Source organism: Jatrophihabitans sp. (assembly GCA_036399055.1).
Taxonomy (GTDB): Bacteria; Actinomycetota; Actinomycetes; order Mycobacteriales; family Jatrophihabitantaceae; genus Jatrophihabitans_A.
On sequence record DASWNX010000020.1, the window covers coordinates 85893 to 112327 of the forward strand.

Sequence of the window (26435 nt, forward strand, 5' to 3'; positions counted from 1 at the left end):
ACAAATCGCGTCCGGGCGGGTGCAAGCCTTGATTTTGGCGGTGATCTATGGACTGAGGCTCACCGTTCGACGAAGCCTGTGAAGCCTCCCTCGGCCGGGGTGAAACGGGCCTGCACGCTGTCTACCTCGCCCGGCGTCTGATCACCGCCGAGCAACTCCACGAGCCGCTCGCAACCGGCGCGAGAGCCTTCGGCGCTGACCTGCACCCGGCCGTCGGGCAGGTTTGCCGCCTGCCCCACCAGTCCGAGCTCCAGGGCCCGGCAGCGGGTCCACCACCGGAACCCCACACCCTGCACCCGACCCGAGACCCATGCTGTCAACCTGACCGCCGGCTCGCTCACGGGCTGGTCCTGCTCTTCGCGCGAGCGCTGCTCGCTGACCCTCGCTGCGCTCCTCGCTCGTGCCTCGCTGCGATGCTCGCTCACGGGCTCGTCCTGCTCTTCGCGCGAGCGCTCATCGCTGTGGCCGCCGGCCGGCGCGGCGGGCGCTGGCAGTGCGGGCAGAAATAGGAGGACCGGTTCATCCACTTCGCCCGCGCGATCGGCCTCCCGCACCGGTTACAGGCCTCACCGACCCGGCCATAGGCGTTCAGCGAGCGGTCGAAGTACCCGCTCTGGCCGTTGACGTTGACGTAGAGGGAGTCAAACGACGTGCCTCCGGCAAGCAGCGCGTCGGCGAACACCAGCCGCAACTGGGCCAGCAGGGTGCTCAGCGCCTGCCGGGACAACCCGGCGGTGGGCCGGTCGCCATGCAGCTTCGCTCGCCACAACGCCTCGTCGGCGTAGATGTTGCCGACCCCTGAGATCGAGGACTGGTCCAGCAGCGCGCGCTTGATGGTGGTGTTGCGGCGCCGGACCGAGCTGATCCAAGCGGCGTCGTCGAAGTGCTCATCCAGCGGATCGCGGGCGATGTGAGCGATTCCGGCCGGCACCCAGGTCGGGCCGTCAGGCCTCAGCTCGTCCAGGTGCAGCCCGCCGAAGGTCCGCTGATCCTGAAAGCGCAACTCGTCGCCGCCGTCGGTGAAGCTGATCCGGGCCCGCAGGTGCGGTCCCGGCTCGACGCCGGGCGCCTGCATCAGCAGCTGCCCGCTCATGCCGAGGTGGCCGATCAGGCAGGACGGCCCGTCGTCCAGCGGCAGCCAGAGGTACTTGCCACGCCGCTGCGCCGAGACGATCCGGCGGCCGACGAGCCGCTGGGTCAGATCCAAGGGGCCGGCCAGGTGCCGACGGATCGCGCGCGGATGCAGCGAGTCCACCTCGGCGATGGTGCGCCCGGCCACCCACCGGGCCAGGCCGGCCCGCACCGTCTCGACCTCGGGAAGCTCGGGCACGTCAGCCGGGAGCGGGCTCGGTCGGCGGGGGGGCCTGCTCGACGCCCAGCGGCTCTGGCGAGAGCGCTCGCCAAGCCGCCTCGGCTGCCGCCTGCTCGGCTTCCTTCTTGTTGCGGCCCAGCCGCACGCCGTAGGTCACGCCGTCCACCACGGCCGCGGCCGTGAAGGACTTCTCGTGGTCCGGGCCGGCAGAGGTGATCACGTAGTCGGGCACTCCCAGCCCGCGCACGGCGGTGAGCTCCTGCAGCGAGGTCTTCCAGTCCAGAGCGGCGCCATAGCCCGGGGCGGCGGCCAGCACGGGGTCGAACAGCCGGTGGACCACCCGGGCGGCGCCCTCGAGGCCGTGCTCGAGGTAGACCGCCCCGAGGATCGCCTCCAGGGTGTCGGCCAGGATCGAGGGCTTGTCCCGGCCGCCGGTGGCGTCCTCGCCCCGGCCCAGCAGGATGTACTTGCCGATGCCGTCGGGGCCGATCTGGCGCGCGACCGACGCCAGCGCGCGCATGTTGACGACCGACGCGCGCAGCTTGGCCAACCGGCCTTCGGCCAGGTCGGGGTGCGCGCGGTAAAGCGACTCGGTGACCACCACGCCCAGCACCGAGTCGCCCAGGAACTCCAGCCGCTCGTTGTGCGGCAGGTCGCCGTTCTCGTAGGCGAAGGATCGATGGGTCAGCGCGCGACGAAAGAGCTCGGGGTCAACCTGCACCCCGAGCTCCGCGGCCAGCTCGGCCGGGTCAGCGGTCTGGACCGGCTTGGTCGCCACCTCTAGCCGCGCCCGCGCTGGTGAGCAGTGCGTGTCATCGCGGGATCATCTAGACGGCGAGAACCTGCCGCCCGTCGTACTGGCCGCAGTTGGCGCAGGCAGTGTGCGGCAGCTTGGGCTGGCCACAGGCGCGGTTGGGGCAGCTGACCAGAGTGGGGGCGCTGGTCTTCCACTGCGAGCGTCGTGCCCGGGTGTTGGCGCGCGACATCTTCCGCTTCGGAACGGCCACGGCAGTTACTCCTGACTCTGGTGTGAACTATCGGAACGTGCTGGATCCTCGGCCGCGCTGAACCGCTCGGCTAGAGCGGCCCAACGCGGATCGAACTGGGTGTGCGCATGGTTCTCAGGCAAATCATCGAGCAGTTCCCCGCACTCGGGGCACAATCCACCGCAGTCCGGCCGGCACAGTGGCGTCAGTGGCAAGCTCAGCACCACCGCGTCACGCACCACCGGTTCGAGATCGAGGTGGTCGCCCTCGAGCCGCGGTATCTCATCAGGATCGGTGGTCTCCTCCGTCGCGCTGTTCGGGTAAGCGAACAGCTCTACGAAATCGACCTCGAGGTCATCGGTGAAGCTGGTCAGGCACCGCCCGCACTCACCGGTGACCGACCCGGTGACAGACCCGGTCACCAGCACACCTTCGGTCACCGACTCGAGCCGGACGTCCATCACGAGTGGCGCGCCTTCTGGCACACCGATCATGTCCAAGCCAAGTTGCGCGGGCGCGGAGACCTCACGCCGGTACTGCCGTTGGGAGCCTGCGCGGCGTCCGACTTCCCTGGTGTCCAGGACGTACGGGCTACGCGGGTTCACTGACGACCTCTACCGGTTGATTCTCAGCGGTTCTGTGAACCGCGCTTCGTGTCGCTAGCTCAAACATGGATTTGGCCGTTGTTCAGAATACCTGAGCCCCCGGCAGCGCGGAAATCGCGGGCAGCGGCCCTAGGTCGCCGGCGGCGATTGCTGGCCGATCGCGTTGCGACCGTTCTCGGCGGTGGCCGCCAGCCGCTGCAGGTTGTCCACCAGCTCCGACAGCGTGGTGTGGGCGTAATCGCGCGCTTGGGAGGTCAGCGACTCCGCCTGCTCGCGAGCCGCTGCCAGCATCGTCTGGCACTGCTCGTCGGTCTCGGCGCGCAGCCGGGCCGCCTCGCTCACCGCCGCCTGGTGCACGCTGGCCGCCGACACCAGTCGGTCCTGCTCGCGCTGGCCGACCTCGACCAACTCGCGCCCCTGCGCCTCGGCCGCCGACACGCTGGTCCGGGCTTGCTGCTCGGCAGCCTCGAGCATCGCCTGCGCCTGCGCCTGGCCCGCCGACACCGCCGCCTGGGCCTGTTCCTGGGCCTGCCGCAGCTGCTGCTCGGCCAGCCCGTCGGCCTCCGACAGCGTCCGCTCCCGCTGGGCCATCACCCGCCGGGCCTCGGCCAGCTCCGGCGGCAGCACCTCGCGCAGCGCGTCCAGCAGGTCCAGGGTGCGCTCCCGCGGCACCACGCAGGAGGAGGACATCGGCAACGTCCGCGCGGTCTCGATCAACTCGACCAGCTCGGTCAGCACCTCCTCGGCTCGCGCCAGGGTGCGGTCGGTCATCGTCGCTCTCCCTCGGGCCGGTGGACTTCATCCAGCCGGCCGAGCAGCCGCTTGTGCACCGAGACCGGCAGCAGGCTGCTGACGTCGCCGCCGTAAGTGGCGATCTCCTTGACCAGGCTGGAGGCGAGGAAGCTGTATTCGGGATTGGTCGGCATGAACACCGTGTCGACGCCGGCCAGGCCACGGTTCATCTGCGCCATCTGCAGCTCGTAGTCGAAGTCGCTGACCGCCCGCAGGCCCTTGATGATCACCGGGATCTGATTGGCGCGGCAGTAATCGACCAGCAACCCGTAGAACGAGTCGACCCGGACGTTGCCGTAGCCCGCGGTCACCTCGGTCAGCATCGCCATCCGCTCCTCGACGGTGAACAGGCTGGACTTGCTGCGGTTGATCAGAACCGCCACCACGACCTCGTCGTAGAGGCCGGCGGCCCGTCCGATGATGTCGAGGTGGCCGTTGGTGACCGGGTCGAAGGACCCCGGGCACGCGACCTTGCGGACTATCGGCTCAGCGCTCATCTCGGCACCTTCAGATGGGGCTCGCCTGCTGGCGGGCCCAGCGAACATCGCACTAGGCGTGGAGGACTGCTATTCCCGGCGACCGTACCAAAGGCAGCCCTCGCCGTAGCGGCGCTGCTTGATGGCCTTGATCTCACTGGGCCAGGGCGGCTGGGCCTCACGCCAGGACCGCTCCACCACCACGACCGCGTCCGAGACCAGCCAGCGGTCGCAGACCAGGGTGGTCAGCAGGTTGCCGATCGCGGTAGAGGCCAGGGCGTACGGCGGGTCGATGAACACCAGGTCGAACGGCTCGGCAGCCCCGACCGCGCTGAGAAACGTCGTGGCCGTGCACCGGTGCACGGTGGCGCCTTCCAGCCGCAGGGCCGTGATGTTCTCCTGCAACACGGTGGCTGCCCGCCGGTCCGACTCGACGAACACCGCGGCGGAGGCGCCCCGTGACAGCGCCTCCAGACCGACAGCTCCGGAACCGGCGTACAGGTCCAACACCCGTGCCCCGACCAGGCCCAGCTCGCCACGCAGCGTGTTGAACAGCGCCTCACGGGCCCGCTCGGAGGTCGGGCGGGTCACTCGGGGCGGCACTGCCAACCGCCGCCCACGCGCCTGACCACCCACGATCCGCGTCACGGTTGCCAAGCGTAGTGCCGGCCCGCGCCGCCGTCGTGTTGGAAGCCCATGCCGCCTCGACCGGCGCTTGCGGGCCTGGAGGCCGCCGGCCGGCACGCTCTGGCCGCCGGTGCGGCGCCGGCCGACTACCAGCCGCAGCCCGACGTCCGCGTCTACCTGGATCCGGCGGGGCGCCCGTTCTGCCTGTTCCTGCCCTGGTGGCTGGCGCCGCCTCGGCGCGCGGGGTGCAGCGGTAGGCGGGGTGCAGCCGGTGGTGGGTGGCGCGCCGACCCCCCGGGGGCTGATGCTTGAGTGGTGCCCTCCGAACCGGATCCGCCGAGCTTCGTCGTGCTGCCTGAGGAGTACGACGAGCCGTCCCCCGCCGATCACGGCGACACCGGCCGGGCGCGGCGGGCGGGCCCCGGATGGCTGACCGGGCTGGCGCGCCACCGGCGGGCCCGCGGCGCGGCTGCGGCACTGGCCTGCGTGGTGGCCGGCGGGTTCATGGCAGTGGCGGTGACCAGCGAACGCTCAGCGGTGCGCACAGCCGCCCCCGCCGCCCAGCCGCCGGCCCCGGCGTCGTCTGCGGTGGCCGCGCCCGGCCCTTGGCCTCGGGCGCCCGGCGCCTGCGGCATCCAGCGCTACCTGCCCATCGTGACCACCGCCCCGTTGCGAGCCAGCACCGGCGTGCGGATCCAGGTCGGCGGGCAGTCGGTGCACACCGCAGACCTCGACGCCAAGTCGGTGACCGCGGCGCCGGGCCTGCAGCTGTCCTCGGGGCATTTCGTGTCGCAACTGGCGCCCGGCAACGGCCTCAGCTACGCCCTGGTGCAGGGGTGTGAGTCCACCGAGACCAGCTCGGTGTTGCGGGTCAACACCGACAGCAGCTCGCTGGTGCTGGCCAGCGATCGGCACATCGAGACCCTGCTGACCGACGGCCGCAACGGCGTGGTGTGGGCCGTGCAGGTGGCAGATATCGCCACCGACGAGCCGATCACCCTGGTGCAGCTGCCCGGCCCCGGGGTGGTGCGGTTGCCTGTCGGGCTGAGCCCGGTCGCGGTCTGGGGCAATCAGCTCATCGCGCTGGCCACCACCGCCGGAGAACGGCGCAGCCCGTCCTCGGGCACGCTGGTCAGATACGACCTGAGCACCCGTCGGATGGGCCCCCGGATCGGCCGCGCGAGCTCGCTGACGGCCGACGCCGGGATGCTGCTGTGGATAGACCAGCCGTGCTCGCTTGTGGCTGCCTGCGCGGTGCACAGCTATGACCTGGCCACCGGCGCGCTCCGGGTGCGCGAGTACACCCTGCCGGTCGAGACCTCCCTCACCGGCGGCGCGATCAGCCCGGACGGCGCCCGGGTGGCCTTCGCCCTGGAACGGGTCTACGAGGGCCAGCGGGTCGACGCCGACGGCTTCGGCCCGCCGTCTGACGTGGCGGTGCTGAACCTGGACACCGGAGCGCTGGAGAAGGTCGGCGGGGTGAAGTTGCCCGCGACCGAGAAGGCGGGGCTGACCTTCTCCTCCCGCGGAGACTGGCTGGTCATCGCCCTGAACCAGCGGCACGGCGCCGAGGTCCTGGTCTGGCGCCAAGGGCAGACCCGGGCTCTGCGCTCCGGCGTGCGCATACCGGACCAGATGTTGGAGGCGCCGCCGGTGCTGGCGCTGTCGTCCTGACCCGGCGCCGCGCTCAGGACTTGTGCAGGAACTCGGTGCGCTCGGAGTCGAAGGAGTCCCAGAGCAGCTCCTGCAGTCCCCGGTGCTGGGCCAGCTCGGGATCAGCCTCGATCACCGACTGCGCCTCGGCCCGAGCGGAGCTGATCAGCTGGGCGTCCTGCAGCAGGGAGAGCAGCTTCAGCTGGGATTTGCGGCCCGACTGGGCGGCGCCGAGCACGTCTCCCTCGCGTCGCTGGCTCAGGTCCAGCTCGGCCAGGGCAAAGCCGTCGGTGGTCTTGGCGACCTCTTCCAGCCGCTGCAACGCCGGATGGCCGAACGGAAGCTGGCTGAGCATCAGGCACAGGCCCGGATGGGCGCCGCGACCGATCCGGCCGCGCAGCTGGTGCAGCTGGGACACCCCGAACCGGTCGGCGTCCATGATCACCATCAGGGTGGCGTTGGGCACGTTGATGCCGACCTCGATGACGGTGGTGGCCACCAGCACGTCGATCTGGCCGGCGGCGAACGCCGACATCACCGAGCTCTTGTCCTCGGCGGGCATCCGGCCGTGCAGCATGGCCAGGCGCAGCCCACGGAGCTGGCTCTGGCTCAGCTCGGCGTAGGCGCCCAGCACCGAGGCGGTCTGCTGCTGGTCATCGGCGGCGGCGCCGAGGTCCTCGGCGTCGGAGTCGTCGCCGATCCGGGGGCAGACCAGGAACACCTGGCGGCTGCCGGCGACTTCCTCCCGGATCCGCTGCCAGACCCGCTCCAGCCAGTCCGGGCGCTCGTTGACCGGCACCACCGTGGTGCTCACCGTGCCCCGGCCGCCGGGCAGCTCGTGCAGCTCGGAGGTCTCCAGATCGCCGAAGACCGTCATGGCGACGGTGCGCGGAATCGGCGTGGCGGTCATCACCAGCAGGTGCGGCGGGGCGGTTGCCTTGCTGCGCAGGGCATCGCGCTGCTCCACGCCGAAGCGGTGCTGCTCGTCGATGACGACCAGGCCCAGCTCGGCGAACTGCACCTGGTCCTGGATCAGGGCATGGGTGCCGATCACGATCCCGGCCGCCCCGGAGGCCAGTTCTCCCAGCGCGGCCCGGCGGGCCGGCGCCGACATCGACCCGGTTAGCAGGACCACCTGGGTCCCACGCTCCGAGCCTCCCAGCCGACCGGCTTGGGCCAGCTCGCCGAGGAGGTCGTTGACGCTGCGCTCGTGTTGGGCGGCCAGCACCTCGGTGGGCGCCAGCAGCGCCGCCTGGGCGCCGGCGTCGACCACCTGCAGCATCGCCCGCAGCGCCAGCACCGTCTTGCCTGATCCGACCTCGCCCTGCAGCAACCGGTGCATCGGGTGGGCCGCGGCCAACTCCTCGGAGATCAGGGCCGCGATCTGGCGCTGCTCGCCGGTGAACTCGAACGGCAGCCGCTCGTCGAAGGCGTCGACCAGGCCGCCTGCGACGCGCGGGCGCGCCAGCGCCGGATTGGCAGCGTTGGCATGCCTGCGCTGAGCCAGCACCAGCTGGACGCCCAGCGCCTCGTCGAAGGCCAGCCGCCGGCGCGCCTGGCGGTACTCGGCCATCGTGTCCGGCCGGTGGATCTTGCGCAGCGCCGCGTCCAGCTCCATCACCGCGGCCCGGGCCCGCACCGGCGCCGGCAGCGGGTCAGGCACCGGGTCCAGAGTGTCCAGAACGAGCCTGACGCAGCGCGCGATCGTCCAGGACGGCAGCCCGGCGGCAGCCGGGTAGACCGGCAGCAGCGCGCCCGCGAAGTCTTGCGCCCGCGGGTCGGCGCCATCGGACTCCGGCCCGGCTCCGACCTCGCCCAGCAGGATGTAGTCCGGGGAGTTCAGCTGCAGCTTGTCGCGAAAGCGGGTCACCTTGCCGGCGAACATGCCGTGCCGGCCGGGCCGCAAGTCCCGCTCCCGCCATGGCTGGTTGAAAAAGCTCAAGGTGGCCCGGTGCCGTCCCGACCGGATCGACACCTCGAGGATGTTCAGCTTGCGCCCCGGAATGCGCCGGGTGCTGGTCGACTCGACCTCGGCCAGCACCGTCACCTCCTCGCCCTCGACCAGCTGGGACAGGTCGGTGAGCTCGCCCCGCTCGTTGAACCGCCGCGGGTAGTGCCGCAGGAGCTGCCCGACCGTGCTCAACCCGAGCGCCTTCTCCACCGCCTTGCTGGACTTGCCGCCCAGCACGTCGCGCAGCAGGGTGTCGCGGGTCACCATGAGGCCACTGTGCCAGAAGCCCGCGAGCGGCTTACTCGACCCCGATCAGCAGCGGGAACCGTGGCTGGCCGCCGGTGAACACCCCCACCTCGACCAGCGGGTGCTCGCTGCGCAAGTAGCCGTGCACCGCCTGCGCCGCCGCCTCGGCCCCCGGATCGGCGCCGGCGAGCACCGTCACCAGCTCGCCGCCGGCGGCCACCAGCCGTCGCACCAGGCTGGTGCCGACCTCGGCGATGTCCGCGCCGATCTCGACCACCTCGCCGTCGATCAGGCCCAGCACGTCACCGGCCGAGCACCGGCCGGCGTAGGTGATGGAGTCATCGACCGCGATGGTGACCTCGGCGAACCGGGTGGCCGCCGCCGCCTCGGCCAGGGCGATCACGTCGTCCTCGAAGCGGCGGGTCTCATCGTGCACCGCGACCGCGGCCAACCCCTGCACCGGCGACTTGGTGGGCACCACCGCGACGCTGACACCCTGCTCGCGGGCCTGGGCGGCGGCTGCCTCGGCCACCTCCCGCACCGTCGAGGCGTTGGGGAGCAGGATCACCTGAGCCGCGCCGGTCCGCAGGATCTCGTCCAGCACCTGGGCCACGGTGGGCACCCCGCTGTCGCTTGAGCCCTCGACCACCGACACCCCCTCGGAACGGAAGAGGTCACCCAACCCGTCCCCGGGCGCGACCGTGACCAGGGCGGTGCCCGAGCGGCCCGTCCCGGTGGGCTGAGCGGCGACCTGGTCGGCGAACCGGACCACGGTGATGCGGTGTGGCCGGCCGGCCTCGACGCCGGCCTCGATCGCCGCGCCCACGTCATTGACGTGGACGTGCACGTTGAACAGGCCGTCGCCGGAGCCGACCACGACCAGCGAGTCACCGAGCTCGGCCAGCGTCGCCTTCAACGGCGCCAGCGCCGTCTCGGGGGCGTGCAACAGGTATTGCACCTCGTAGCCGTACTCGGGGCTGCCCGCCTCGCGCACCATCTCCAGGGCGAGCCGGCTGCGGGCCGGCGTCCGCTGCGCCGGCGCGGGCGAGCCCTGGCCGGTCACCACCGTCGCGAGGGCCTCCAGCAGGACCAACAGGCCGCAGCCGCCGGCGTCGACCACCCCGGCCTCGGCCAGCACCGCAAGCTGCCGCGGCGTGCCGGCCAGCGCGGTGGCGGCGCCGGCTGCGGCGGCCGACACCGCGGCTGCCAGCTCCGGGCACTCGCCGAGCTGCTCGACCGCCTCGGCGCTGGCCCGCACGACCGAGAGCATGGTGCCCTCCACCGGCTCGGCGACCGCGGCGTAGGCGGCGTCGCTGGCCAGCCGCAATCCCTTGACCAGCAACCGGCCGTCAGCCTCCACGGCGCCGTCGAAAGCCTGGGCCAGGCCGGAGATGATCTGCGACACGATCACCCCGGAGTTGCCCCGAGCGCCCAGCAGCGCCCCCTTGGCCATCGCCGCCAGCACTCCGCCGACGGTGCCCGAGCGGTCGGCCGCCACCGAATCGGCGGCGCCGTGCATGGTGAGCGAGAGGTTGGTGCCGGTGTCGCCGTCCGGTATGGGATAGACGTTGAGGTCATCGATCTCGCCCCGGCGAGCGTCCAGGCCTTCCACCGCTGCGCTGCACCAGCGCCGGACCGCCGAGGCATCGAGCAGCGCGAGCATCCAGGCCCCTTCCCGCCGACCCACCGGGCGTTGCGTCTGGCCGACACCTTACTGTGACCGCCCCCGCGGGTCCGGTCCGCGTCGGGGCCGCCCCGCACGGGCGAGGCGGTTTGGACCGCGCCCACGTGGCTGGCTACACTTGGCCGGTTGCCCGAATGTTCATCACCCAAAAAATCCTGAGGAGGCCACTGTGGCCAGCCACTGCGATGTCTGCGGCAAGGGGCCCGGCTTCGGCATGTCCGTCTCGCACTCACACCGTCGCACCCACCGTCGGTGGAACCCGAATGTGCAGACGGTCCGGGCGATCGTCGCGCCAGGCACCCGGCGTCGAGTCACGGTCTGCACCTCCTGCCTGAAAGCCGGCAAGGTCACCCGCGGCTAGTCCAGCTCACCACAGCTGACACCGCGGTTCCCAGCCAACCGGGCCGGTTCCCCCAGGGAGCCGGCCCGTTGCCGTGTCGCAGCCGGCCCGGCTCAGCGGAAGTGCTGGTGGCCGGCATGGGCCCAGCGCAAGCCGTCGACCCGCACCCCCGAGCCCTCGTTGACCATGCCGATCACCTGCCAGGAGTCCGGCAGCCGGGTCTCGTTGGGAAAGCTCGCCACCAGCGCGTAGTCGTCCCCGCCGCCCAGCACCCACATCATGGGGTCGGTGTTCAGCGCCGAGGCGACGTCGCGCAACTTGGCCGCCGGCGCCAGGGCGTCGCGGCGCAGGTCGATCCGCACCCCGCTGGCCTCGGCCAGGTGCCCCAGATCTGAGATCAGGCCGTCGGAGACGTCGGTCATCGCGGTCGCTCCGAGATCGGCGGCCCGGACGCCCTCCTGGTAGGGCGGCTCTGGCCGGCGGTGGGCGTTGACCACCTGCACCGGCGAGCGGAAACCCCGTGACAGCACCGCATAACCCGCCGCGGCCCAGCCGAGCCGGCCGGTGACCGCCACGACGTCGCCGGGCTTGGCGCCGGACATCCGCACCGGCTGGCGACCCTGCAGGTCCCCCAGCGCGGTCACCGCCAGCAGCACCGAGTCAGCGGCGCTGACATCGCCGCCGACCACCGCGGCGCCGACCTCGGCGCACTCCTCGGCGAAGCCGGCCATCAGCGAGTCCAGCCAGCTCAGCTCCAGCTCCGGTGGCGCGGCCAAGCCGACCAGCAGCGCCTTGGGCTGGGCGCCCATCGCGACGATGTCGGCGAAGTTGCGGGCCGCCGCCTTGTGGCCGATGTCGTTGGCGGTGGACCAGTCCCGGCGAAAGTGCCGGTTCTCGATCAGCAGGTCGGTCGAGGCGACCACCCGCCCGTCTGGGCAGGACAGCACCGCGGCGTCGTCACCGGGGCCCACCAGAGCTGACTCGGCCGGCGCCAGCGCGGTGGTGATCCGCCGGATCAGGCCGAACTCACCCAGGTCAGCGATCGTTCTCGGCTCAGAAATTTCGACCAGCCTCCAGTGCCTGCGGTGCTCTTCAGCCGGCCGGGGACGGCCGGCTTCTGCGATGCGCGCGCTCCATGATCCTCGCCCGGCCGGGACCGGCGTCAGCCGCATCCGGGCATTGGGGCCGCACCGGGGTTGCGCTAGGTTTTAGGTGCTCCAACGCCTACGACGAAAGGACGTGCCGTGCCAGATACGGTGAACGCCTACATTCTCATCCAGACCGAGGTCGGCAAGGCCGCCTCGGTGGCGCAGGAGATCTCCGAGCTCCAGGGCGTCACGATGGCCGAGGACGTCACCGGCCCGTACGACGTGATCGTGCGCGCCGAAGCGTCGAGCATGGACGAGCTGGGCCGGATGGTGGTGGCCCGGGTGCAGGGCGTCGCGGGCATCACCCGCACCCTGACCTGCCCGGTGGTCCACATCTAGCAGGAGCCCCGCCACTGCCAGCCGCCAGCGGTGGCCGGCACAGCCTGAGCCGATCCGAGGACGAGCCATCGACCGCGCGCAACGTCGAGCCGCCGTGATCGCCACCGCCATCGCGGTCCCGGTGACGGTCCTGCTGGCGTTCCTGTTGACCGCTGGGCACTCCGAGGACCCTGAGCCGGCGCCCTCGAGCTCGGTGCTGGCCGCGGTGACCCCGCCGGCCCCGCCCACGCCCGACCCCGCCACCCAGGCCGCCTGCGTCAAGGTGTTCGCCGAGCTGCCGGTGCAGCTGGGGCAGCTGGTTCCCCGCCGGACCGACACCGACTCCTCCTTCGTCGCGGCCTGGGGAGAGCCTGCCGTGGTGGTCCGCTGCGGGGTGGCCAAGCCGGCGGTGTTCGGCACGGCCGAGGCCGCTCAGCTGGTGGAGGTCAACTCGGTCCTGTGGCAACCGGATCCGCAGCGGGACCGGACGGTCTACACCACGGTCGACCGCAGCGTCTACATCGACGTCACGGTGCCGGCCGGCGCCGACCAGCCGCTGCCGCTGCTGGCGCCGGCGGTGTCGGCGCTGCCGCCGCTGTGCACCGCCAGCGACGCGGCGGGCAACCCCGGGGCGAAACTGCCGATCTGCAGCGCCGACCGCTAAGCCGGCTCAGTGGCCCCGGCGCGCCAGCGCGGTGGCGATCAGCCGGTCCAGCAGCTCCGGGTAGCTGACCCCGGTCGCTGCCCACATCTTGGGGTACATCGAGATGTCGGTGAACCCGGGCATGGTGTTCACCTCGTTGACCACGAGCCGGCCGCTGTGCTCGAGAAAGAAGTCGACCCGCGCCAGCCCCGCGCAGTCCAGCGCCCGGAACGCCCGGCAGGCCGCGTCCTGGATCGCCTGGACGGCGTCGGCGCCGACATCAGCGGGAATGTCGAACTCCGAGGCGTCATCGAGGTACTTGGCATCGAAGCTGTACCAGTCGAAGTCCGGCCGCAACCGGATCTCGGCAGGCAGCGAGGCCGAGACGGCGCCGTCGGCGTCCTGCAGCACCCCGCACTCGATCTCGCGTCCCGCCACGGCCGCCTCGATCAGCACCTTCGAGTCGTGCTCGAAGGCGAGCTTGAGCGCGGCCGGCAGCTCGTCGTGGGCACGGACCTTGGAGATCCCGATGCTGGACCCGGCCCGGGCGGGCTTGACGAACACCGGCAGGCCCAGCCGCTCCAGTTCCCCGTCATCGACCGGCTCGCCGGACCTGAGCACCAGGTAGCGGCCGACGTCGAGCCCGGCGGCCTGCAGCACGGTCTTGGCGAACGCCTTGTCCATCGCCGCCGCGCTGGCCAGCACCCCTGATCCGACGTAGGCCACGCCGGCCATCTCCAGCAGCCCCTGGATCGTGCCGTCCTCGCCGTAGGCGCCGTGCAGCACCGGAAAGACCAGGTCGACGCTGTCCAGAACGTCGATCGCCGAGGCGCGGTCGAAGACGGCCACCTCGCCGTCACCGGACCGCAGGACGACGTCCGCGTCCGCCGGCAGCACCTCGGGCAGCACCCGGTCGGCGATCCGCAGGCGAGGCGGCTCGACGTCGGTGCGCACCCAGCGGCCGGCTCTGGTGATGCCCAGGGTCAGCACCTCGTACTTGGCCGGGTCCAGCGCGGCCAGCACGCTGCCAGCGCTGAGCACCGAGATCGCGTGCTCGCAGCTTCGCCCGCCGTAGACGACAGCGATCCGTGTCCGTGGGGCCATGGTGTGCGAGGCTAGCCGAGAATCACTCGCTCTTGGTGGACCGGCTCATCAGCAGCCGCGCCGCGTCCACCGGCGCCAGGTTGCCGTAGCAGACCGAGTCCATCACCCGGGTGATCGGGACGTCGATGCCGTGGCGACTGGCCAGCTCCAGCACCGAGCGGCAGGACTTCACCCCTTCGGCGACCTGCCCGTGGGTGGCCTGTTGGGCCTGCTCCAGGCTCTCGCCCTTGCCCAACCGCTCTCCGAAGCTGCGATTGCGTGACAGCGGCGAGGCGCAGGTGGCCACCAGGTCGCCCAGGCCGGCCAGCCCCGCGAAGGTCACCGGATCAGCGCCGAGAGCCATTCCGAGCCGGGACGTCTCAGCCAGCCCGCGGGTGATCAGCGAGGCGATGGTGTTGTTTCCGAAGCCCATTCCCGCGGCCATGCCGCAGGCCAGCGCGATGACGTTCTTGACCGCCCCGCCCAGCTCGGTGCCGACCACGTCGATGTTGGTGTAGGGCCGGAAGTACGGGGCGTTGCAGGCCTGCTGCACCAGGGCGCCGCGTTCGGTGTCGGTGCAGGCCACCACCGTCGCGGTCGGCTGCTCCAGGGCGATCTCGCGCGCCAGGTTCGGGCCCGACACCACCGCCACCCGGTCTGCCTCGGCGCCGGCGACCTCGCTGATCACCTCGCTCATCCGCTTCACGGTGCCCAGCTCGATGCCCTTCATCAGGCTGACCAGAGTGGCCTCGGGCGGGATCAGGCCTGCCCAGCCGGCCAGGTTCTCCCGCAGCGCCTGGGACGGGATCGCCAGCACCACCAGATCAACGCCGTCCAGGGCCTCGGCGGCGTCCGCGGTGGCCAGCAGCGACTGCGGCAGGGCCAGCCCGTCCAGGTAGTCGGGATTGACATGGTCGCGGTTGATGGTCTGAGCCAGCTCAGGCCGGCGGGCCCAGATCACGGTGTCGGTGCCGGCGTCGACGAGCACCTTGGCGAACGTGGTCCCCCACGAGCCGGAGCCCAGCACCGCGGCGCGGATCATCGACGGCCGTCGCGGGCACGCGGGCGCCGCCGGGGGGCGTGCTGGCCCGGGGCGGGGCGGGGGTGGAACTCGGCGGGCGGTTGCTCGCCGCGGGTCTCGGCCACCAGGTCCCGGACTGCGACCATGATGCGGTCGGTCATCTGACGCAGGACCTCGGAGTCCGGCTCGCTGCCGGCGAAGTCGGACAGGTCGACCGGAGCGCCGGCCCGGATGGTGATCTGCTTGCGCGGCCAGGGCCGGAAGCGGCGGGAGTAGACGTCGAGGAACCACTGGGCGCCCCACTGCCCGACCGGCACCACCGGCACCCCGGGCGCCAGCAGCGCCAGCCGGGCCACCCCGGTCTTGGCCTGCATCGGCCAGAAGTCGGGATCTCTGGTCACGGTGCCCTCCGGGTAGATCAGCACGACTTCGCCGCGCCCCAGCGCCGCGACGGCGCCCTGCAGCGCCTGCGCCGCGTCAGCGGTCTCCCGGTGCACCGGGATCTGACCGGCGCCGGTGACGATCCGGCCCAGGAAGAACGGCAGCCTGAACAGGCTCTCCTTGGCCAGGTAACGCGGCACCCGGCCGGCGTCCCAGATGAACCGGGCGAAGATCAGCGGGTCGGCATAGGAGATGTGGTTGACCGCCACGATGGCAGGCCCGGTCGCCGGAATCCGGTCCAGGCCGGCCCAGCGCCGACGGAACAGCAGACTGACCATCGGGTACACCAGGAGCACGGCGAACCGCATGTACGGTCCCACCGTCTCCGCGTGCCGTCGCACCACCGAGTTTCCTTCCACCTGCTTGCTGTTAGCTCATGCCCGGGCAAGCCGCGCCGGTGGGTGCGAGTCTGCCATCGCCGCGCGCTAGTGGCAGCATCTGGAGAGTGCAATGGCGAGTTCTCGTTCCGATCAAGCACGGAGCGCCGGCCAAGACCCGGCTGCGCGCCGCCACCGCCGAGGACGCCCAGCACGCCGAACTGGTCCGCGCGATCCAACTCGACACCTTGGACGCGGTGCTCGCGTTGCGGGCCCATCCCCTGGTGGGCGGGGTGTTCGTAGTCTCCGGGCACGTCTCCGGGCACGTCTCCGGGCACGTCCGCGGAGGGGTTCGCGGGCAGCCGCCGATGGACCTGCCGGCTGAGGTCGAGATCCTCGCCGACGCCGGCGGCGGCCTCAATCCGGCACTCGAAGCCGCGGCCGCTCAGCTGGCCCGGCGGTTTCCCGACGACGGCGTGGTGGCGATGGTCGGTGACCTGCCGGCGTTGCGAGCGGCCGACCTGCTGGCGGTGCTGCGCGGGGCGCCGGTCCTCGGGCGCGGCTTCGTCCGCGACGCCGACGGCAGCGGGACCACCCTGCTGACCGCCGGCCCGGGGTCGGCGCTGGCGCCGCTGTTCGGCCCGGACTCGGCGCGGCGGCACCTGGCCTCCGGCGCCTGCGAGCTCGACGCCGCGGCCAGCCTGCGCTGCGACGTGGACTCGGCCGCGGACCTGCGCCGCTGCCTGGACCTGGGCGTCGGGACGCTGACCTCGCAGCTGACGGCCCGGCTTGGTGTGAGCCGTCCGGCGTGAGCCGCGGCCGAGGGCCAGGCGGCTGATCGGTCGGCTGATCGGGTTCGGGCGGGCAGAATGGCTTCATGACCGAAACACTCGCCTCCGCGCAATCCCCGGCCGACGCCGCTGCCACCCTGCACGCAGCCGAGGACGAGGCTGGGCTGCCCGAGGGCCGGTTCTTCAACCGTGAGATGTCCTGGCTGAACTTCAACGCCCGGGTGCTGGCGCTGGCCGAGGACCGGCGGCAGCCGCTGCTTGAGCGGATGAAGTTCCTCTCGATCTTCGCCAGCAATCTCGACGAGTTCTACATGGTGCGGGTGGCGGGGCTGAAACGGCGCCAGGAGATGGGTTTGGGGGTGGGTGCCCCCGACGGGCTCACCACCCGCGAGACGCTGGTCCTGATCGGTGAGCGCAGCCGCGAGCTGGTGGCCCGGCATGCCCGCTGCTTCGACTCCGACATCGAGCCGGCGCTGGCCGCCGAGGGAATCCGGATCCTGAGCTGGGGGCAGCTGGACGCCGATCAGCAGCGGGAGCTGACCGAGTACTTCCACTCCAAGATCTTTCCGGTGCTCACCCCGCTGGCGGTCGACCCGGCGCACCCCTTCCCCTACATCTCCGGGCTCTCGCTCAACCTGGCGGTGCTGGTGCGCGAGCCCGGCTCGGAGCTGGACAAGTTCGCCCGGGTGAAGGTGCCCAACAACGTGGCCCGGTTCGTGACGGTCCGAAAGACTGCCGAAGAGGCCGGCTTCCTGCCCCTGGAGGAGTTGATCGCGGCGCACCTTTCCGCGCTGTTCCCGGGTATGCAGATCGTCCAGCACCATCTCTTCCGGGTCACCCGGAACACCGACTTCGAGGTGGAGGAGGACCGCGACGAGGATCTGCTGCAGGCTCTGGAGCGCGAGCTCGTCCGGCGCCGGTTCGGGCCCGCGGTCCGGCTCGAGGTGGCCGAGAACATCGCTGACGAAGTGCTCGACCTGCTGACCAGCGAGATCGACGTCCAGCCCGAAGAGGTGATGCGGGTGCCGGGCCTGCTCGATCTCACCGCGCTCTGGCAGGTCTATGACGTCGACCGCCCGGCGTTGAAGGAAAAGCCGTTCGTGCCGGCCACCCACCCGCGTTTCGTCGACGGTGAGATGCCGAAGTCGGTGTTCGCCACCCTGCGCGACGGCGACGTGCTGGTCCACCATCCCTACGAGTCCTTCGCCACCAGCGTCCAGCGCTTCATCGAGCAGGCGGCGGCAGACCCGAACGTCCTGGCCATCAAGCAGACGCTGTACCGGACCTCCGGGGACTCGCCGATCGTGGACGCGCTGATCGACGCCGCCCAGGCCGGCAAGCAGGTGATGGCCCTCGTCGAGATCAAGGCGCGCTTCGACGAGCAGGCCAACATCAAGTGGGCCAGGGCGCTGGAGCGCGCCGGCTGCCACGTCGTCTACGGGTTGGTCGGGCTCAAGACGCACTGCAAGACCTCGCTGGTGGTGCGCCAGGAAGGCAGCTCGCTGCGCCGCTACGCCCATATCGGCACCGGCAACTACCACCCCAAGACCGCGCGGCTGTATGAGGATCTGGGGCTGTTCACCGCCGATGAGAGGATCTGCGCCGACCTGACGGACCTGTTCAACGTGCTGACCGGCTACTCCCGCCAGACCGAGTACCGCACCTTGCTGGTCGCTCCGCAGGGTTTGCGGCCGGGCCTGTTGACCCGGATCGAGCGGGAGATCGCCCACGCCAAGGCCGGCAGGGGCGCGCACATCCAGATCAAGTGCAATCACCTGGTGGACGAGACGTTGATCGACGCGCTGTACCGGGCATCGGCAGCCGGGGTGAAGGTCGAATTGATGGTGCGGACCTTCTGCACCATCAAGGCCGGCGTGCCGGGGCTGAGCGAGAACATCACGGTCCGCTCGATCCTCGGCCGTTTCTTGGAGCACTCCAGGATCTTCTACGTGGCCAATGACGGCGTGCCCGAGTACTGGATCGGTTCGGCGGACCTGATGCACCGCAACCTCGACCGGCGGGTGGAGGTGCTCACCCAGGTCACCGGCGCCAACGCCGATCAGTTGCGCGCCACGCTGGACCTGGCTTTCGATCCCCACACCACCGCCTGGGAATTGCAGGCCGACGATCAGTGGGTGCGCCGGGGCGCAGGCGAGTCGGTGGACTACCAGCAGGTGTTGCTCACGCGGCTGGCCGCGCGGGGCACGTGAGCGACGCGGCTGGAGACCGAGCCACTCCCGCCGCGGGCGGAGTGCTGTGGCGCCAAGACGCTGACCAGGTGCTGGTGGCGGTGGTGCATCGACCGCGCTATGAGGATTGGACGCTGCCCAAAGGCAAGCTCCACCCTGGTGAGCATCCGCTGATCGCGGCCACGCGTGAGGTGCAGGAGGAGACCGGCGCCCAGGTCGAGGTCGGCCGGCGGCTGTCATCGGCGGAGTACCGGTTCGGCGCGGACGCGGTCAAGCGGGTGTCCTATTGGGCGATGCGCTACCGCGGCGGCGAGCACGTCGCCGGTGACGAGGTAGATCAGCTGCGCTGGGCCACGGTGGCCGAGGCGACCCAGCAGTTGAGCTATCCGGTGGACCGCGGTGTGCTGGCTGATTTCGCCCGGCTGCCCAGCGCCACCAGGACGCTGTTGCTGCTCCGGCACGCCAGGGCGGGTAAGCGGTCGCAGTTCTGCGGTGATGACCGGTTACGGCCGCTGGACAAAGCCGGACGCCGGCAGGCCCGCGAGGCGGTGCCGGTGCTGGCGGCGTTCAATCCGCGCCGGGTGCTGGCTGCCGACCGGGTGCGCTGCGAGCAGAGCCTCCAGCCGCTGGCCGATCACCTGGGCCTACGTGTGCTCAGCGTGCCCGCGCTCTCGGATGAGGCCTACGCCGATGACCCGGACGCCGGCCTGGCAGAGGTCCGGCACTTGTCGCAACAGCCAGGCACGACGGTGATCTGCAGCCAGGGAGAGACGATTCCGGCGCTGCTGGAGCAGCTCGGGGCGCCGCCCGGCGGGCCGTATCCAGCCCGCAAGGGGTCGCTGTGGGCGCTGTCTGTCGCTGAGCGAGGTGTGATCGCAGCCGACTACTACCCGCAGCTCAGCGGCTGAGTCTCAGCACCCGATTCCTAAAAGCGCGCACCGCGGGACAGCGGCCCTTGAGAGATCAGCCGGAGCGCTTGGCGGGGGCTCGCCTGGTCGCCTTCTTGGCCGGCTCGCCAGCAGCGGATTTCGTTGCCTTGCTGGCCGTCGCCTTGCTCGCTGTCGCCTTGCTTGCCGGCGTGGACTTGGTGGCGGCGGACCCGGTCGACTTGGCAGCTGCCCGCTTCGTGGGCGCCTTGCTGGCCGTCGCCTTGCTCGCCGTCGCCTTGCTCGCCGTCGCCTTGCTGGCCGTCGCCTTGCTGGCCGTCGCCTTGCTCGCTGCCGCCTTGCTCGCGGGGGCCTTGCTCGCGGGGGCCTTGCTAGCGGCCGCCTTGCTGGCCGGCCGCGCGGGGGTCGAGGTGGCAGCAGTCGACTTGGATGCGGCGGCCTTGCTCGCAGCAGTCGACTTGGTTGCGGCAGCCTTGCTCGCGGCAGTCTTGCTCGGGGCAGCCTTGCTCGCGGCAGCCTTGGTGGCGGCAGCGCCGTTGCTGGCAGAACTACCCGTCGACGCCGCGGCGCTTCGCCTGGCAGGAGCGGCCTTGGCGGCAGCGGCCGCCTTCTTGGCCGGCGGCTTGGGCAACTTCTTCGCGCCACTGATCACAGCCTTGAACTCAGCGCCTGCCCGGAAGGCGGGAACCGAGGTCTTCTTGACCCGGACGCTGGCGCCGGTGGCGGGGTTGCGCGCGACCCGAGCCCCACGGTCGCGCTTCTCGAACGATCCGAAGCCGGTCAGCGCCAGCTTCTCACCTTTGACCACGACGGTGTAGATCTCATCGAGCACGGCGTCGAGTGCGGTGCCGGCTGCCTTCTTGTCGGAGCCGAGACGAGTCGCCAGCGCCTCAATGAACTGAGCCTTGTTCACGTGTCCTCCCAGGACGCCGGTCGGCCACCGTGGCCAACCTCCACGAACGAACGGTAAAGCGTGCTCGCCGCAGAAACAACGCAATCGGCTTGTGTCGCAAGCACTATCTCACCGCGCATCGAGGCCGGTCTCCCGCGCGACCGGCCGTTTTGACCGGCTAGAGCCCGATGTGTATGACCAGCGCGATCCCGCCGCACGAGGCGCCAGCAGCCCGGCAGCAGCCGGTCCGACCCGAGCGGCCATGCTGATCGACGTCGTCGATAAGGCAGGGATTGCAAGGCCAAACTCGACTGGCGGACCTCCTCGTCGGGCCGCCGTGACCAATCCTGACTCAGCTCTGTCGCGCCACCGGCAACCATGGCTTACGACCTTGCTCATAGCGGTCGATGGCCGCGGTGTCGCGCAGCGTCAACGCGATGTCGTCCAAGCCTTCCAGCAGCCGCCAGCGGGTGTGGTCATCGAGGGCGAATCCGTGCCTCTCACCAGGCCAGCGCACCTGTCGCTCCAGCAGGTCGACGGTGACCTCGATCCGGGGGTCGGCGCAGATGTCATCGAGCAGGCGTTGGACGACCTTCTCCGGCAGCACCACGCTCAGCAGTCCGGCCTTGAGTGAATTGCCCCGGAAGATGTCGGCGAAACGCGATGAGATCACCACCCGGAAGCCGTAGTCCCACAGCGCCCAGACGGCGTGCTCACGCGATGACCCGGTGCCGAAGTCAGGGCCGGCGACCAACACCGACGCACCCGCATAGCGTTGTTGGTTCAAGACGAAGTCCGGCTCATCGGCGCGCCAGGCCTGAAAGAGCGCGTCTTGGAAGCCGGTCCTGGTGACCCGCTTGAGATGGGCGGCCGGGATGATCTGATCGGTGTCTACATTGCTCCGCCGCAACGGCACGGCCCGTCCGGTGTGCACGGTGAACCTGTCCATGTCAGTCCTGCCTCACAGATCGGCCGGGCTGGCCAGGCGCCCGGTGACAGCAGTGGCCGCGGCGACCAGCGGTGACACCAGATGGGTGCGCCCGCCCTTGCCCTGCCGCCCTTCGAAGTTCCGGTTCGAGGTCGAGGCGCTGCGCTCGCCGGGGCCGAGCTGATCGGGATTCATCCCCAAGCACATCGAGCAACCCGCCTGGCGCCACTGCGCTCCAGCCGCGATGAACACCGCGTCCAGACCCTCGTGCTCGGCCTGCTCGCGCACCCGCATGGAGCCCGGGACCACCAGCATCCGGACCCCGTCAGCTACCTTGCGACCACGCAGGACGGCCGCGGCGGCTCGCAGGTCCTCGATCCGTCCGTTGGTGCACGAGCCGAGGAACACCGTGTCGACCTTGATCTCACGCAGTGGGGTGCCGGCCGTCAATCCCATGTAGGAGAGGGCCTTCTTCGCCGACTCCCGATCGGACTCCTCGGTGTGATCAGCCGGGTCAGGCACGTTGGCTGACAGCGGAGCTCCCTGGCCGGGGTTGGTCCCCCACGTGACGAACGGGCTGATATCGGCGGCGTCCAGGCGCACCTCGCCGTCGAACTCGGCGTCGTGGTCGGTGACCAGAGTCCTCCAGTACGCCACCGCGGCGTCCCACTCGGCGCCGGCAGGCGCGTGCGGGCGGCCTCGCAGGTAGGCGAAGGTGACCTCATCCGGAGCGATCAGACCTGCCCGGGCGCCCCACTCGACGCTCATGTTGCACACGGTCATCCGGCCTTCCATGCTCATCTGCCGAAAGACCTCGCCGCGGTACTCCACCATGTGCCCTTGGCCGCCGCCAGTCCCGGTCTGGGCTATCACGGCCAGGATGACGTCCTTCGCGGTGACTCCGGGCGCGAGCTCTCCTTCGACCGTCACCGCCATGGTCTTGGGACGATCCAACGGCAGCGTCTGGGTGGCCAGCACGTGCTCCACCTGACTGGTCCCGATGCCGAAGGCCAGCGCGCCGAACGCGCCATGAGTCGAGGTGTGCGAGTCACCGCACACGATGGTCATGCCGGGTTGGGTGATCCCGAGTTGCGGGCCGATCACGTGCACGATGCCCTGCTCGTGATGCCCCATCGGATACAGGGTGAGGCCGAATTCGGCGCAGTTGCGGCGCAAGGTCTCGATCTGGATCCGGCTGACGGGGTCAGCGATCGGGGCGAGAAGGTCGGTGGTGGGCACGTTGTGATCCTCGGTCGCCAGCGTCAGCTCGGGCCGGCGTACCGGGCGTCCGGCCAGTCGCAGGCCGTCGAAGGCCTGGGGGCTGGTGACCTCGTGGATGAGATGCATGTCGATGTAGAGCGAATCTGGCTCACCGGCCGCGCCGCGCACCAGATGGCTTTGCCACAGTTTCTCCGCCAACGTCTTGCCCATTGCTGTCCTCTCCACGCCCCGCGCGGCTGTGCCGGGTCGGTTTGGATCTCATAGAGTGAGAATATAGTATCGTTCTATGGGACAGCATAGTGGCATTGGCGTACTGGACAAGGCAGTGGCCATTCTTGCCGCCGCCGCGACCGAGCCAGCGGCGCTGGCCGAGCTGGTCGAACGGACGACGATTCCCAGAGCGACCGCGCACCGGCTGGCTGTCGCACTCGAGGTGCACCGGCTGCTGGCCCGCGATGCCGACGGACGGTTCACAGCCGGTCCGCGGTTGGCCGAACTGGCCGCAGCCGCAGCCGATCCGCTGCTCGAGCGGGCGAGCGAGGTGCTGGCCTGGGTTCGCGACACCGCGGGTGAGAGCGCCCAGCTCTACCGCCGCGACGGGCTCGAACGGGTCTGCGTGGCAGCCGCCGAGCGGGCCACCGGCCTGCGCACCACAGTGCCGCTGGGCGCCCGGCTGCCACTGACCGCAGGCTCCGGCGCGCAGGTGCTGTGCGCTTGGGAGCCAACCGAGACGATCGCGGCGCTGCTGCGCACCGCCCAGTTCACCGAGCGTTCCCTGGCCGAGGTTCGTCGGCGGGGATGGGCCCAGTCGATCGGCCAGCGAGAGGCGGGCGTCGCTTCGGTGTCAGCGCCGATTTTCGGCCGAGGTCGCCGGGTGATCGCTGCGATCTCCATCTCTGGACCCATCGAGCGACTGGGCCGCTCACCCGGCCAGCGCTTCGCTCCCATCCTCGCAGTCGCCGCCCAGCGCCTGCAGGACCCGCGCCTGGACCCATCAACGCCCTGACACCTGGTCAGCTGGAAAAGCCAAAGGGGGCAACCGCGATGCGGCTGCCCCCTTCGGGCCAGAGGCGGGCTACCGGTTCTGACAGATCGGCGCCCGGATCGCGGCTGGTTCAGCGGCGAACGGCCGAGCGATTTCCGACCCGCATCCAGATCAGCAGCGCGATGACCGAGCCGATGACCGAGCCGATGATGCCCGAGGGCTGGAAGAAGCCCTCGCTGCCGTCCTTGTGGAAGATCAGGTAGCCGAGAAAGCCACCGATGAAGGACCCGACTATGCCGAGCAGGATCGTCCCGGCGATGCCGATGTCCTGCTTGCCGGGAACCAGCAGCCGAGCGAGCGCGCCCGCGATGAGACCGATGACAATAAGGGAGATGATCAAACCGAGCATGAGACGCTCCTTCGTGGGATAGAGATGAGCTGAGGTGGAACGACCCTCGGCGGCGGGTAGGCGGTGCGGATAAAGCGGTGCGAATACGGCAGTGCTGAGGCGCTAGGTACGCCAAGTCCCCGCCGGCAACGCTCCGGCGGGGACAAGCGCTGTCAGTCCTTGAACGCGTCCTTGACCTTTTCGCCGGCCTGCTTGAGGTTGCCCTTGGTCTGGTCGACCTGGCCTTCGGCCCTCATGTCGTCATCGCCAGTCGCTTCGCCTGCCCGCTCCTTGGCCATGCCGCCGACCTCTTCGGCCTTGTTCTTTGCCTTGTCCAGTGCACTCATGAGTACTCCTTATCATCGACGGGATGCCCCAAGGGCATCACCGGATCTTGCCACAGCCAGGACGAAGGCTCAGGTGGGAGCAGCCGCCCGGCCGGGTCTAGGGCTTCACGACAGCACGGTGACTTGGGGCGCCGAGGCCCTGTCCGCGCAAGCCTGGACGAGCCGTTCGAGCCGTTCGTGGGCGAGCCGTTCGGTGAGCTCTGGAAGCGCGCCGACCGGTGAGCCCCGCAGGTGCTGGCGGGATTCTCGTACCACCTCGACGATGGCGGTGAGGGAGAGCCGATCCTCGAATTCGCGGAACAACCGCTCCACTATGTCGGCAAAGGACCGGTCGTGATAGTCAGGCTCGCCGTCCGGCGAGAGTCGGGTATCCGGCAGTGTGGTCATACGGACCTCGGAGATCAACCAGAGGTAAGCGTCAACTGCGGCACCAGCCCTGGAGCCAGACTGGCTCAGCGTGCCCCGCAAGCGACGTCGACCTGCTTTGAACGGGAATCGTTCACGGCTGGCTGTATAGCCGATCTAGGTACTCTAACCGGTGACGGCCTGATGTGGGATAACAATGTCGAACACCATTCCTATTTGCTGGTGTTGACGGTGAATATTCAAACGTTAGGTAGTCGTCAAAGAACTGCGGAAATCGCTTCGGCGACCTCGTCCGTCGACCGGTCAGCGGCCACCTCGCGGAGCAGGCCGCGGGTCCGGTAGTGCTCGACCAGCGGCCTGGTCTCGGCCTCGAACACTCGCAGCCGGTCGGTGATCACCTTAGGCGTGTCGTCGCTGCGCCCGGACGTGGCCGCCCGCTCAGACAAGCGCTTGACAAGCACGGCCTCGGGGACGGCCAGAAAGATCACTCGCTCGGGGCCGGCGCCGGACTCGGCGGCCACCTCCTCAGCTTGGACAGCCTGCGCCACCGACCGGGGAAAGCCGTCCAGGACGTAACCGCCGGCCCTGGCCGCGGCCAGCACCACCGGCACCACCAGCTTGAAGGTCAGCTCATCAGGCACCAGCTGACCGGAGTCGAGATAACCGGCGACCAATCGGCCGAGCTCGGTCCGGTCGCGGACCTCGGCACGCAGCAAGTCCCCGGAGGCGATGTGCGGCACGCCGAGACGGGCGGCCAACCGCTGGCCTTGGGTGCCCTTGCCCGAGCCGGGGGCCCCCAGCAAGATCAATCTCACCGCGGACGCCGCGCGAGCTGACCTTCGGCGTCGGCGAGCAATCGCACCACCGAACGGCCCAACCGCACGTCGCAGGGGTGGCTGGGCGCCGGCTGCCGGGCCGCGGCCGCCAGCTCACGTGCCGCCGTCGCCAGCGCCTGACTGGCATCGCCTGAGGAACCCGGCATCATCGAGCGCCCGGCCGCGCCCCACACCTCCAGGCTCACCTCCGAAGCCGCCTCCGGGGTGTCGATGCTGACCGCGTAGCTGCTGCTCACCCCCGACTCGTGCCGCAGGATCAGGTGCACCAGGTCGCGCCGGCCGGGCCGGGCCGTGATCTCGACGATCGGGCCCAGCGCGCCGGTCAGCATCGCCAGGGCATGCGGGCCCACGTCCCACAGGCCGCCCTTGTCGTGGCGCCAGGGGGTGTCGAAGGGGCTGCCGGCCGCGAAGGCCGAGCCGAGCCAGAGCCCGGCCGCGCCGTCCCAATCCGAGCGCTGCGCGACCTGATCCAGCCACTGCCGCTGGCCGGCGTCGAAGCGAGCGGTGAAGAACACCACCGAGGCGACGCCGGCCTCGGCCACCGCCTCGGCCAACCGGTCGGCCTCAGCCACCGACACGGCGATCGGCTTCTCCAGCAGCAGATGCTTGCCCGCCCGGGCGGCCCGCAGCGCCAACTCGGCCTGCACCTGGGGCGGCACCGAGAAGGCGACCGCGTCCACGTCGGCGAACAGCTGGTCGACCCGTTCGTAGCCGGGGACGCCCAGCTCGGCGGCCAGCGCCGCCGTCTTGGCGCTGTCACGGCCCCAGATCCCACTGAGCTCGACGGACGGTTCGCTTCTCAGACCGGCCGCATGGGTGACCCGTGCCCAGTGACCGTTGCCGACCAGCCCTACCCGCATGCTCATCACCGCCCTCCTCTGGAAGCTGACTCGGTCCGCTAGGGACCGAGCCCAACTCTGCCACTGGCGAATGACCGGCTTGTACCCAGTCGCTGAGAAGGC

30 protein-coding genes are annotated in these 26435 nt (G+C 70.6%); 8 read left to right on the forward strand and 22 right to left on the reverse strand.

Annotation, left to right across the window (positions count from 1 at the left end; genetic code table 11):
* Nucleotides 1-59: 59 nt before the first annotated feature.
* The 8 genes from VGB75_07995 to rsmD form a co-directional block, all read right to left on the reverse strand.
* Nucleotides 60-341 (reverse strand): acylphosphatase, encoded by a 282-nt coding sequence (locus VGB75_07995; protein ID HEY0166968.1) that lies wholly within the window; start codon nucleotides 339-341, stop codon nucleotides 60-62.
* A gap of 80 nt (nucleotides 342-421) precedes the next feature.
* On the reverse strand, nucleotides 422-1330 hold the full coding sequence (gene mutM, locus VGB75_08000; protein ID HEY0166969.1) for a bifunctional DNA-formamidopyrimidine glycosylase/DNA-(apurinic or apyrimidinic site) lyase: 909 nt from the start codon (nucleotides 1328-1330) through the stop codon (nucleotides 422-424).
* Nucleotide 1331: 1 nt separating this feature from the next.
* On the reverse strand, nucleotides 1332-2090 hold the full coding sequence (gene rnc, locus VGB75_08005) for a ribonuclease III (GenBank protein ID HEY0166970.1): 759 nt from the start codon (nucleotides 2088-2090) through the stop codon (nucleotides 1332-1334).
* A 49-nt stretch (nucleotides 2091-2139) separates the two neighbouring features.
* Nucleotides 2140-2319, reverse strand: a complete 180-nt coding sequence (gene rpmF, locus VGB75_08010) for a 50S ribosomal protein L32 (protein HEY0166971.1) — start codon at nucleotides 2317-2319, stop codon at nucleotides 2140-2142.
* Nucleotides 2320-2324: 5 nt separating this feature from the next.
* Nucleotides 2325-2903: a YceD family protein gene (locus tag VGB75_08015; protein ID HEY0166972.1), complete on the reverse strand. Its 579-nt coding sequence runs from the start codon at nucleotides 2901-2903 to the stop codon at nucleotides 2325-2327.
* Nucleotides 2904-3032: 129 nt separating this feature from the next.
* The gene (locus VGB75_08020) at nucleotides 3033-3674 is read right to left on the reverse strand and encodes a hypothetical protein (GenBank protein ID HEY0166973.1); all 642 of its coding nucleotides are present in this window, start codon (nucleotides 3672-3674) and stop codon (nucleotides 3033-3035) included.
* The gene (gene coaD, locus VGB75_08025; protein HEY0166974.1) at nucleotides 3671-4192 is read right to left on the reverse strand and encodes a pantetheine-phosphate adenylyltransferase; all 522 of its coding nucleotides are present in this window, start codon (nucleotides 4190-4192) and stop codon (nucleotides 3671-3673) included. Before coaD ends, VGB75_08020 begins: the two co-directional genes overlap by 4 nt.
* A gap of 69 nt (nucleotides 4193-4261) precedes the next feature.
* On the reverse strand, nucleotides 4262-4819 hold the full coding sequence (gene rsmD, locus VGB75_08030) for a 16S rRNA (guanine(966)-N(2))-methyltransferase RsmD (GenBank protein ID HEY0166975.1): 558 nt from the start codon (nucleotides 4817-4819) through the stop codon (nucleotides 4262-4264).
* Between the two features lie 294 nt (nucleotides 4820-5113).
* Here rsmD and VGB75_08035 point away from each other — a divergent pair, with 294 nt between their 5' ends.
* Nucleotides 5114-6472 carry a hypothetical protein gene (locus VGB75_08035; GenBank protein ID HEY0166976.1) on the forward strand — a complete coding sequence of 453 codons (1359 nt, stop codon included), beginning with the start codon at nucleotides 5114-5116 and terminating at the stop codon, nucleotides 6470-6472.
* A 13-nt stretch (nucleotides 6473-6485) separates the two neighbouring features.
* Here the strand turns inward: VGB75_08035 and recG are convergent, their stop codons facing one another.
* Together recG and VGB75_08045 are read right to left on the reverse strand one after the other, a co-directional pair.
* Entirely contained in the window at nucleotides 6486-8669 is a 2184-nt protein-coding gene (recG, locus tag VGB75_08040) for an ATP-dependent DNA helicase RecG (protein HEY0166977.1), read from the reverse strand.
* 31 nt (nucleotides 8670-8700) lie between these two features.
* Nucleotides 8701-10311: a DAK2 domain-containing protein gene (locus tag VGB75_08045; protein ID HEY0166978.1), complete on the reverse strand. Its 1611-nt coding sequence runs from the start codon at nucleotides 10309-10311 to the stop codon at nucleotides 8701-8703.
* A 190-nt stretch (nucleotides 10312-10501) separates the two neighbouring features.
* Here VGB75_08045 and rpmB point away from each other — a divergent pair, with 190 nt between their 5' ends.
* Nucleotides 10502-10693 carry a 50S ribosomal protein L28 gene (gene rpmB, locus VGB75_08050; GenBank protein HEY0166979.1) on the forward strand — a complete coding sequence of 64 codons (192 nt, stop codon included), beginning with the start codon at nucleotides 10502-10504 and terminating at the stop codon, nucleotides 10691-10693.
* 92 nt (nucleotides 10694-10785) lie between these two features.
* On the opposite strand, the gene VGB75_08055 is transcribed toward rpmB, so the two are convergent.
* A complete protein-coding gene (locus VGB75_08055; protein ID HEY0166980.1) occupies nucleotides 10786-11844 on the reverse strand; it encodes a thiamine-phosphate kinase in 1059 nt (352 codons plus the stop codon).
* 72 nt (nucleotides 11845-11916) lie between these two features.
* On the opposite strand from VGB75_08055, the gene VGB75_08060 reads away from it, so the two are divergent.
* Entirely contained in the window at nucleotides 11917-12159 is a 243-nt protein-coding gene (locus VGB75_08060) for an Lrp/AsnC ligand binding domain-containing protein (GenBank protein HEY0166981.1), read from the forward strand.
* Between the two features lie 94 nt (nucleotides 12160-12253).
* Complete coding sequence (locus VGB75_08065; GenBank protein HEY0166982.1) at nucleotides 12254-12802, forward strand: DUF3515 family protein; 549 nt, start codon at nucleotides 12254-12256, stop codon at nucleotides 12800-12802.
* A gap of 6 nt (nucleotides 12803-12808) precedes the next feature.
* Here the strand turns inward: VGB75_08065 and VGB75_08070 are convergent, their stop codons facing one another.
* From VGB75_08070 to VGB75_08080, 3 genes are read right to left on the reverse strand one after another with little or no spacing between them, the layout of a single operon-like run.
* Complete coding sequence (locus VGB75_08070) at nucleotides 12809-13885, reverse strand: D-alanine--D-alanine ligase family protein (protein ID HEY0166983.1); 1077 nt, start codon at nucleotides 13883-13885, stop codon at nucleotides 12809-12811.
* 22 nt (nucleotides 13886-13907) lie between these two features.
* A complete protein-coding gene (locus VGB75_08075; protein ID HEY0166984.1) occupies nucleotides 13908-14906 on the reverse strand; it encodes an NAD(P)H-dependent glycerol-3-phosphate dehydrogenase in 999 nt (332 codons plus the stop codon).
* Nucleotides 14903-15685 (reverse strand): lysophospholipid acyltransferase family protein, encoded by a 783-nt coding sequence (locus tag VGB75_08080; protein ID HEY0166985.1) that lies wholly within the window; start codon nucleotides 15683-15685, stop codon nucleotides 14903-14905. The genes VGB75_08075 and VGB75_08080 overlap by 4 nt, the downstream gene beginning before the upstream one ends.
* Before the next feature lie 86 nt (nucleotides 15686-15771).
* Here VGB75_08080 and cofC point away from each other — a divergent pair, with 86 nt between their 5' ends.
* The 3 genes from cofC to VGB75_08095 all read left to right on the forward strand — a co-directional run bounded on the left by cofC (nucleotide 15772) and on the right by VGB75_08095 (nucleotide 19531).
* Nucleotides 15772-16455 carry a 2-phospho-L-lactate guanylyltransferase gene (gene cofC / locus VGB75_08085; GenBank protein ID HEY0166986.1) on the forward strand — a complete coding sequence of 228 codons (684 nt, stop codon included), beginning with the start codon at nucleotides 15772-15774 and terminating at the stop codon, nucleotides 16453-16455.
* A 65-nt stretch (nucleotides 16456-16520) separates the two neighbouring features.
* Nucleotides 16521-18644, forward strand: coding sequence for an RNA degradosome polyphosphate kinase (locus VGB75_08090; GenBank protein HEY0166987.1), 2124 nt, complete (start codon nucleotides 16521-16523; stop codon nucleotides 18642-18644).
* On the forward strand, nucleotides 18641-19531 hold the full coding sequence (locus VGB75_08095) for an NUDIX domain-containing protein (GenBank protein ID HEY0166988.1): 891 nt from the start codon (nucleotides 18641-18643) through the stop codon (nucleotides 19529-19531). Before VGB75_08090 ends, VGB75_08095 begins: the two co-directional genes overlap by 4 nt.
* A gap of 55 nt (nucleotides 19532-19586) precedes the next feature.
* Here the strand turns inward: VGB75_08095 and VGB75_08100 are convergent, their stop codons facing one another.
* The 3 genes from VGB75_08100 to leuC all read right to left on the reverse strand — a co-directional run bounded on the left by VGB75_08100 (nucleotide 19587) and on the right by leuC (nucleotide 22761).
* The gene (locus tag VGB75_08100) at nucleotides 19587-20423 is read right to left on the reverse strand and encodes an HU family DNA-binding protein (protein HEY0166989.1); all 837 of its coding nucleotides are present in this window, start codon (nucleotides 20421-20423) and stop codon (nucleotides 19587-19589) included.
* 331 nt (nucleotides 20424-20754) lie between these two features.
* Complete coding sequence (gene leuD / locus VGB75_08105) at nucleotides 20755-21351, reverse strand: 3-isopropylmalate dehydratase small subunit (GenBank protein HEY0166990.1); 597 nt, start codon at nucleotides 21349-21351, stop codon at nucleotides 20755-20757.
* Nucleotides 21352-21363: 12 nt separating this feature from the next.
* Nucleotides 21364-22761 carry a 3-isopropylmalate dehydratase large subunit gene (leuC, locus tag VGB75_08110; protein ID HEY0166991.1) on the reverse strand — a complete coding sequence of 466 codons (1398 nt, stop codon included), beginning with the start codon at nucleotides 22759-22761 and terminating at the stop codon, nucleotides 21364-21366.
* Between the two features lie 76 nt (nucleotides 22762-22837).
* Here leuC and VGB75_08115 point away from each other — a divergent pair, with 76 nt between their 5' ends.
* Nucleotides 22838-23557 (forward strand): IclR family transcriptional regulator, encoded by a 720-nt coding sequence (locus VGB75_08115; GenBank protein ID HEY0166992.1) that lies wholly within the window; start codon nucleotides 22838-22840, stop codon nucleotides 23555-23557.
* A 109-nt stretch (nucleotides 23558-23666) separates the two neighbouring features.
* Here VGB75_08115 and VGB75_08120 read toward each other — a convergent pair whose 3' ends face one another.
* The 5 genes from VGB75_08120 to VGB75_08140 all read right to left on the reverse strand — a co-directional run bounded on the left by VGB75_08120 (nucleotide 23667) and on the right by VGB75_08140 (nucleotide 26339).
* Nucleotides 23667-23945, reverse strand: coding sequence for a GlsB/YeaQ/YmgE family stress response membrane protein (locus tag VGB75_08120; GenBank protein ID HEY0166993.1), 279 nt, complete (start codon nucleotides 23943-23945; stop codon nucleotides 23667-23669).
* Between the two features lie 152 nt (nucleotides 23946-24097).
* Nucleotides 24098-24271: a CsbD family protein gene (locus tag VGB75_08125; protein HEY0166994.1), complete on the reverse strand. Its 174-nt coding sequence runs from the start codon at nucleotides 24269-24271 to the stop codon at nucleotides 24098-24100.
* A gap of 105 nt (nucleotides 24272-24376) precedes the next feature.
* Nucleotides 24377-24658, reverse strand: a complete 282-nt coding sequence (locus tag VGB75_08130; GenBank protein ID HEY0166995.1) for a hypothetical protein — start codon at nucleotides 24656-24658, stop codon at nucleotides 24377-24379.
* A 236-nt stretch (nucleotides 24659-24894) separates the two neighbouring features.
* A complete protein-coding gene (locus VGB75_08135) occupies nucleotides 24895-25452 on the reverse strand; it encodes an adenylate kinase (GenBank protein HEY0166996.1) in 558 nt (185 codons plus the stop codon).
* A complete protein-coding gene (locus VGB75_08140; protein ID HEY0166997.1) occupies nucleotides 25449-26339 on the reverse strand; it encodes a Gfo/Idh/MocA family oxidoreductase in 891 nt (296 codons plus the stop codon). Before VGB75_08140 ends, VGB75_08135 begins: the two co-directional genes overlap by 4 nt.
* Between the last annotated feature and the right edge of the window lie 96 nt (nucleotides 26340-26435).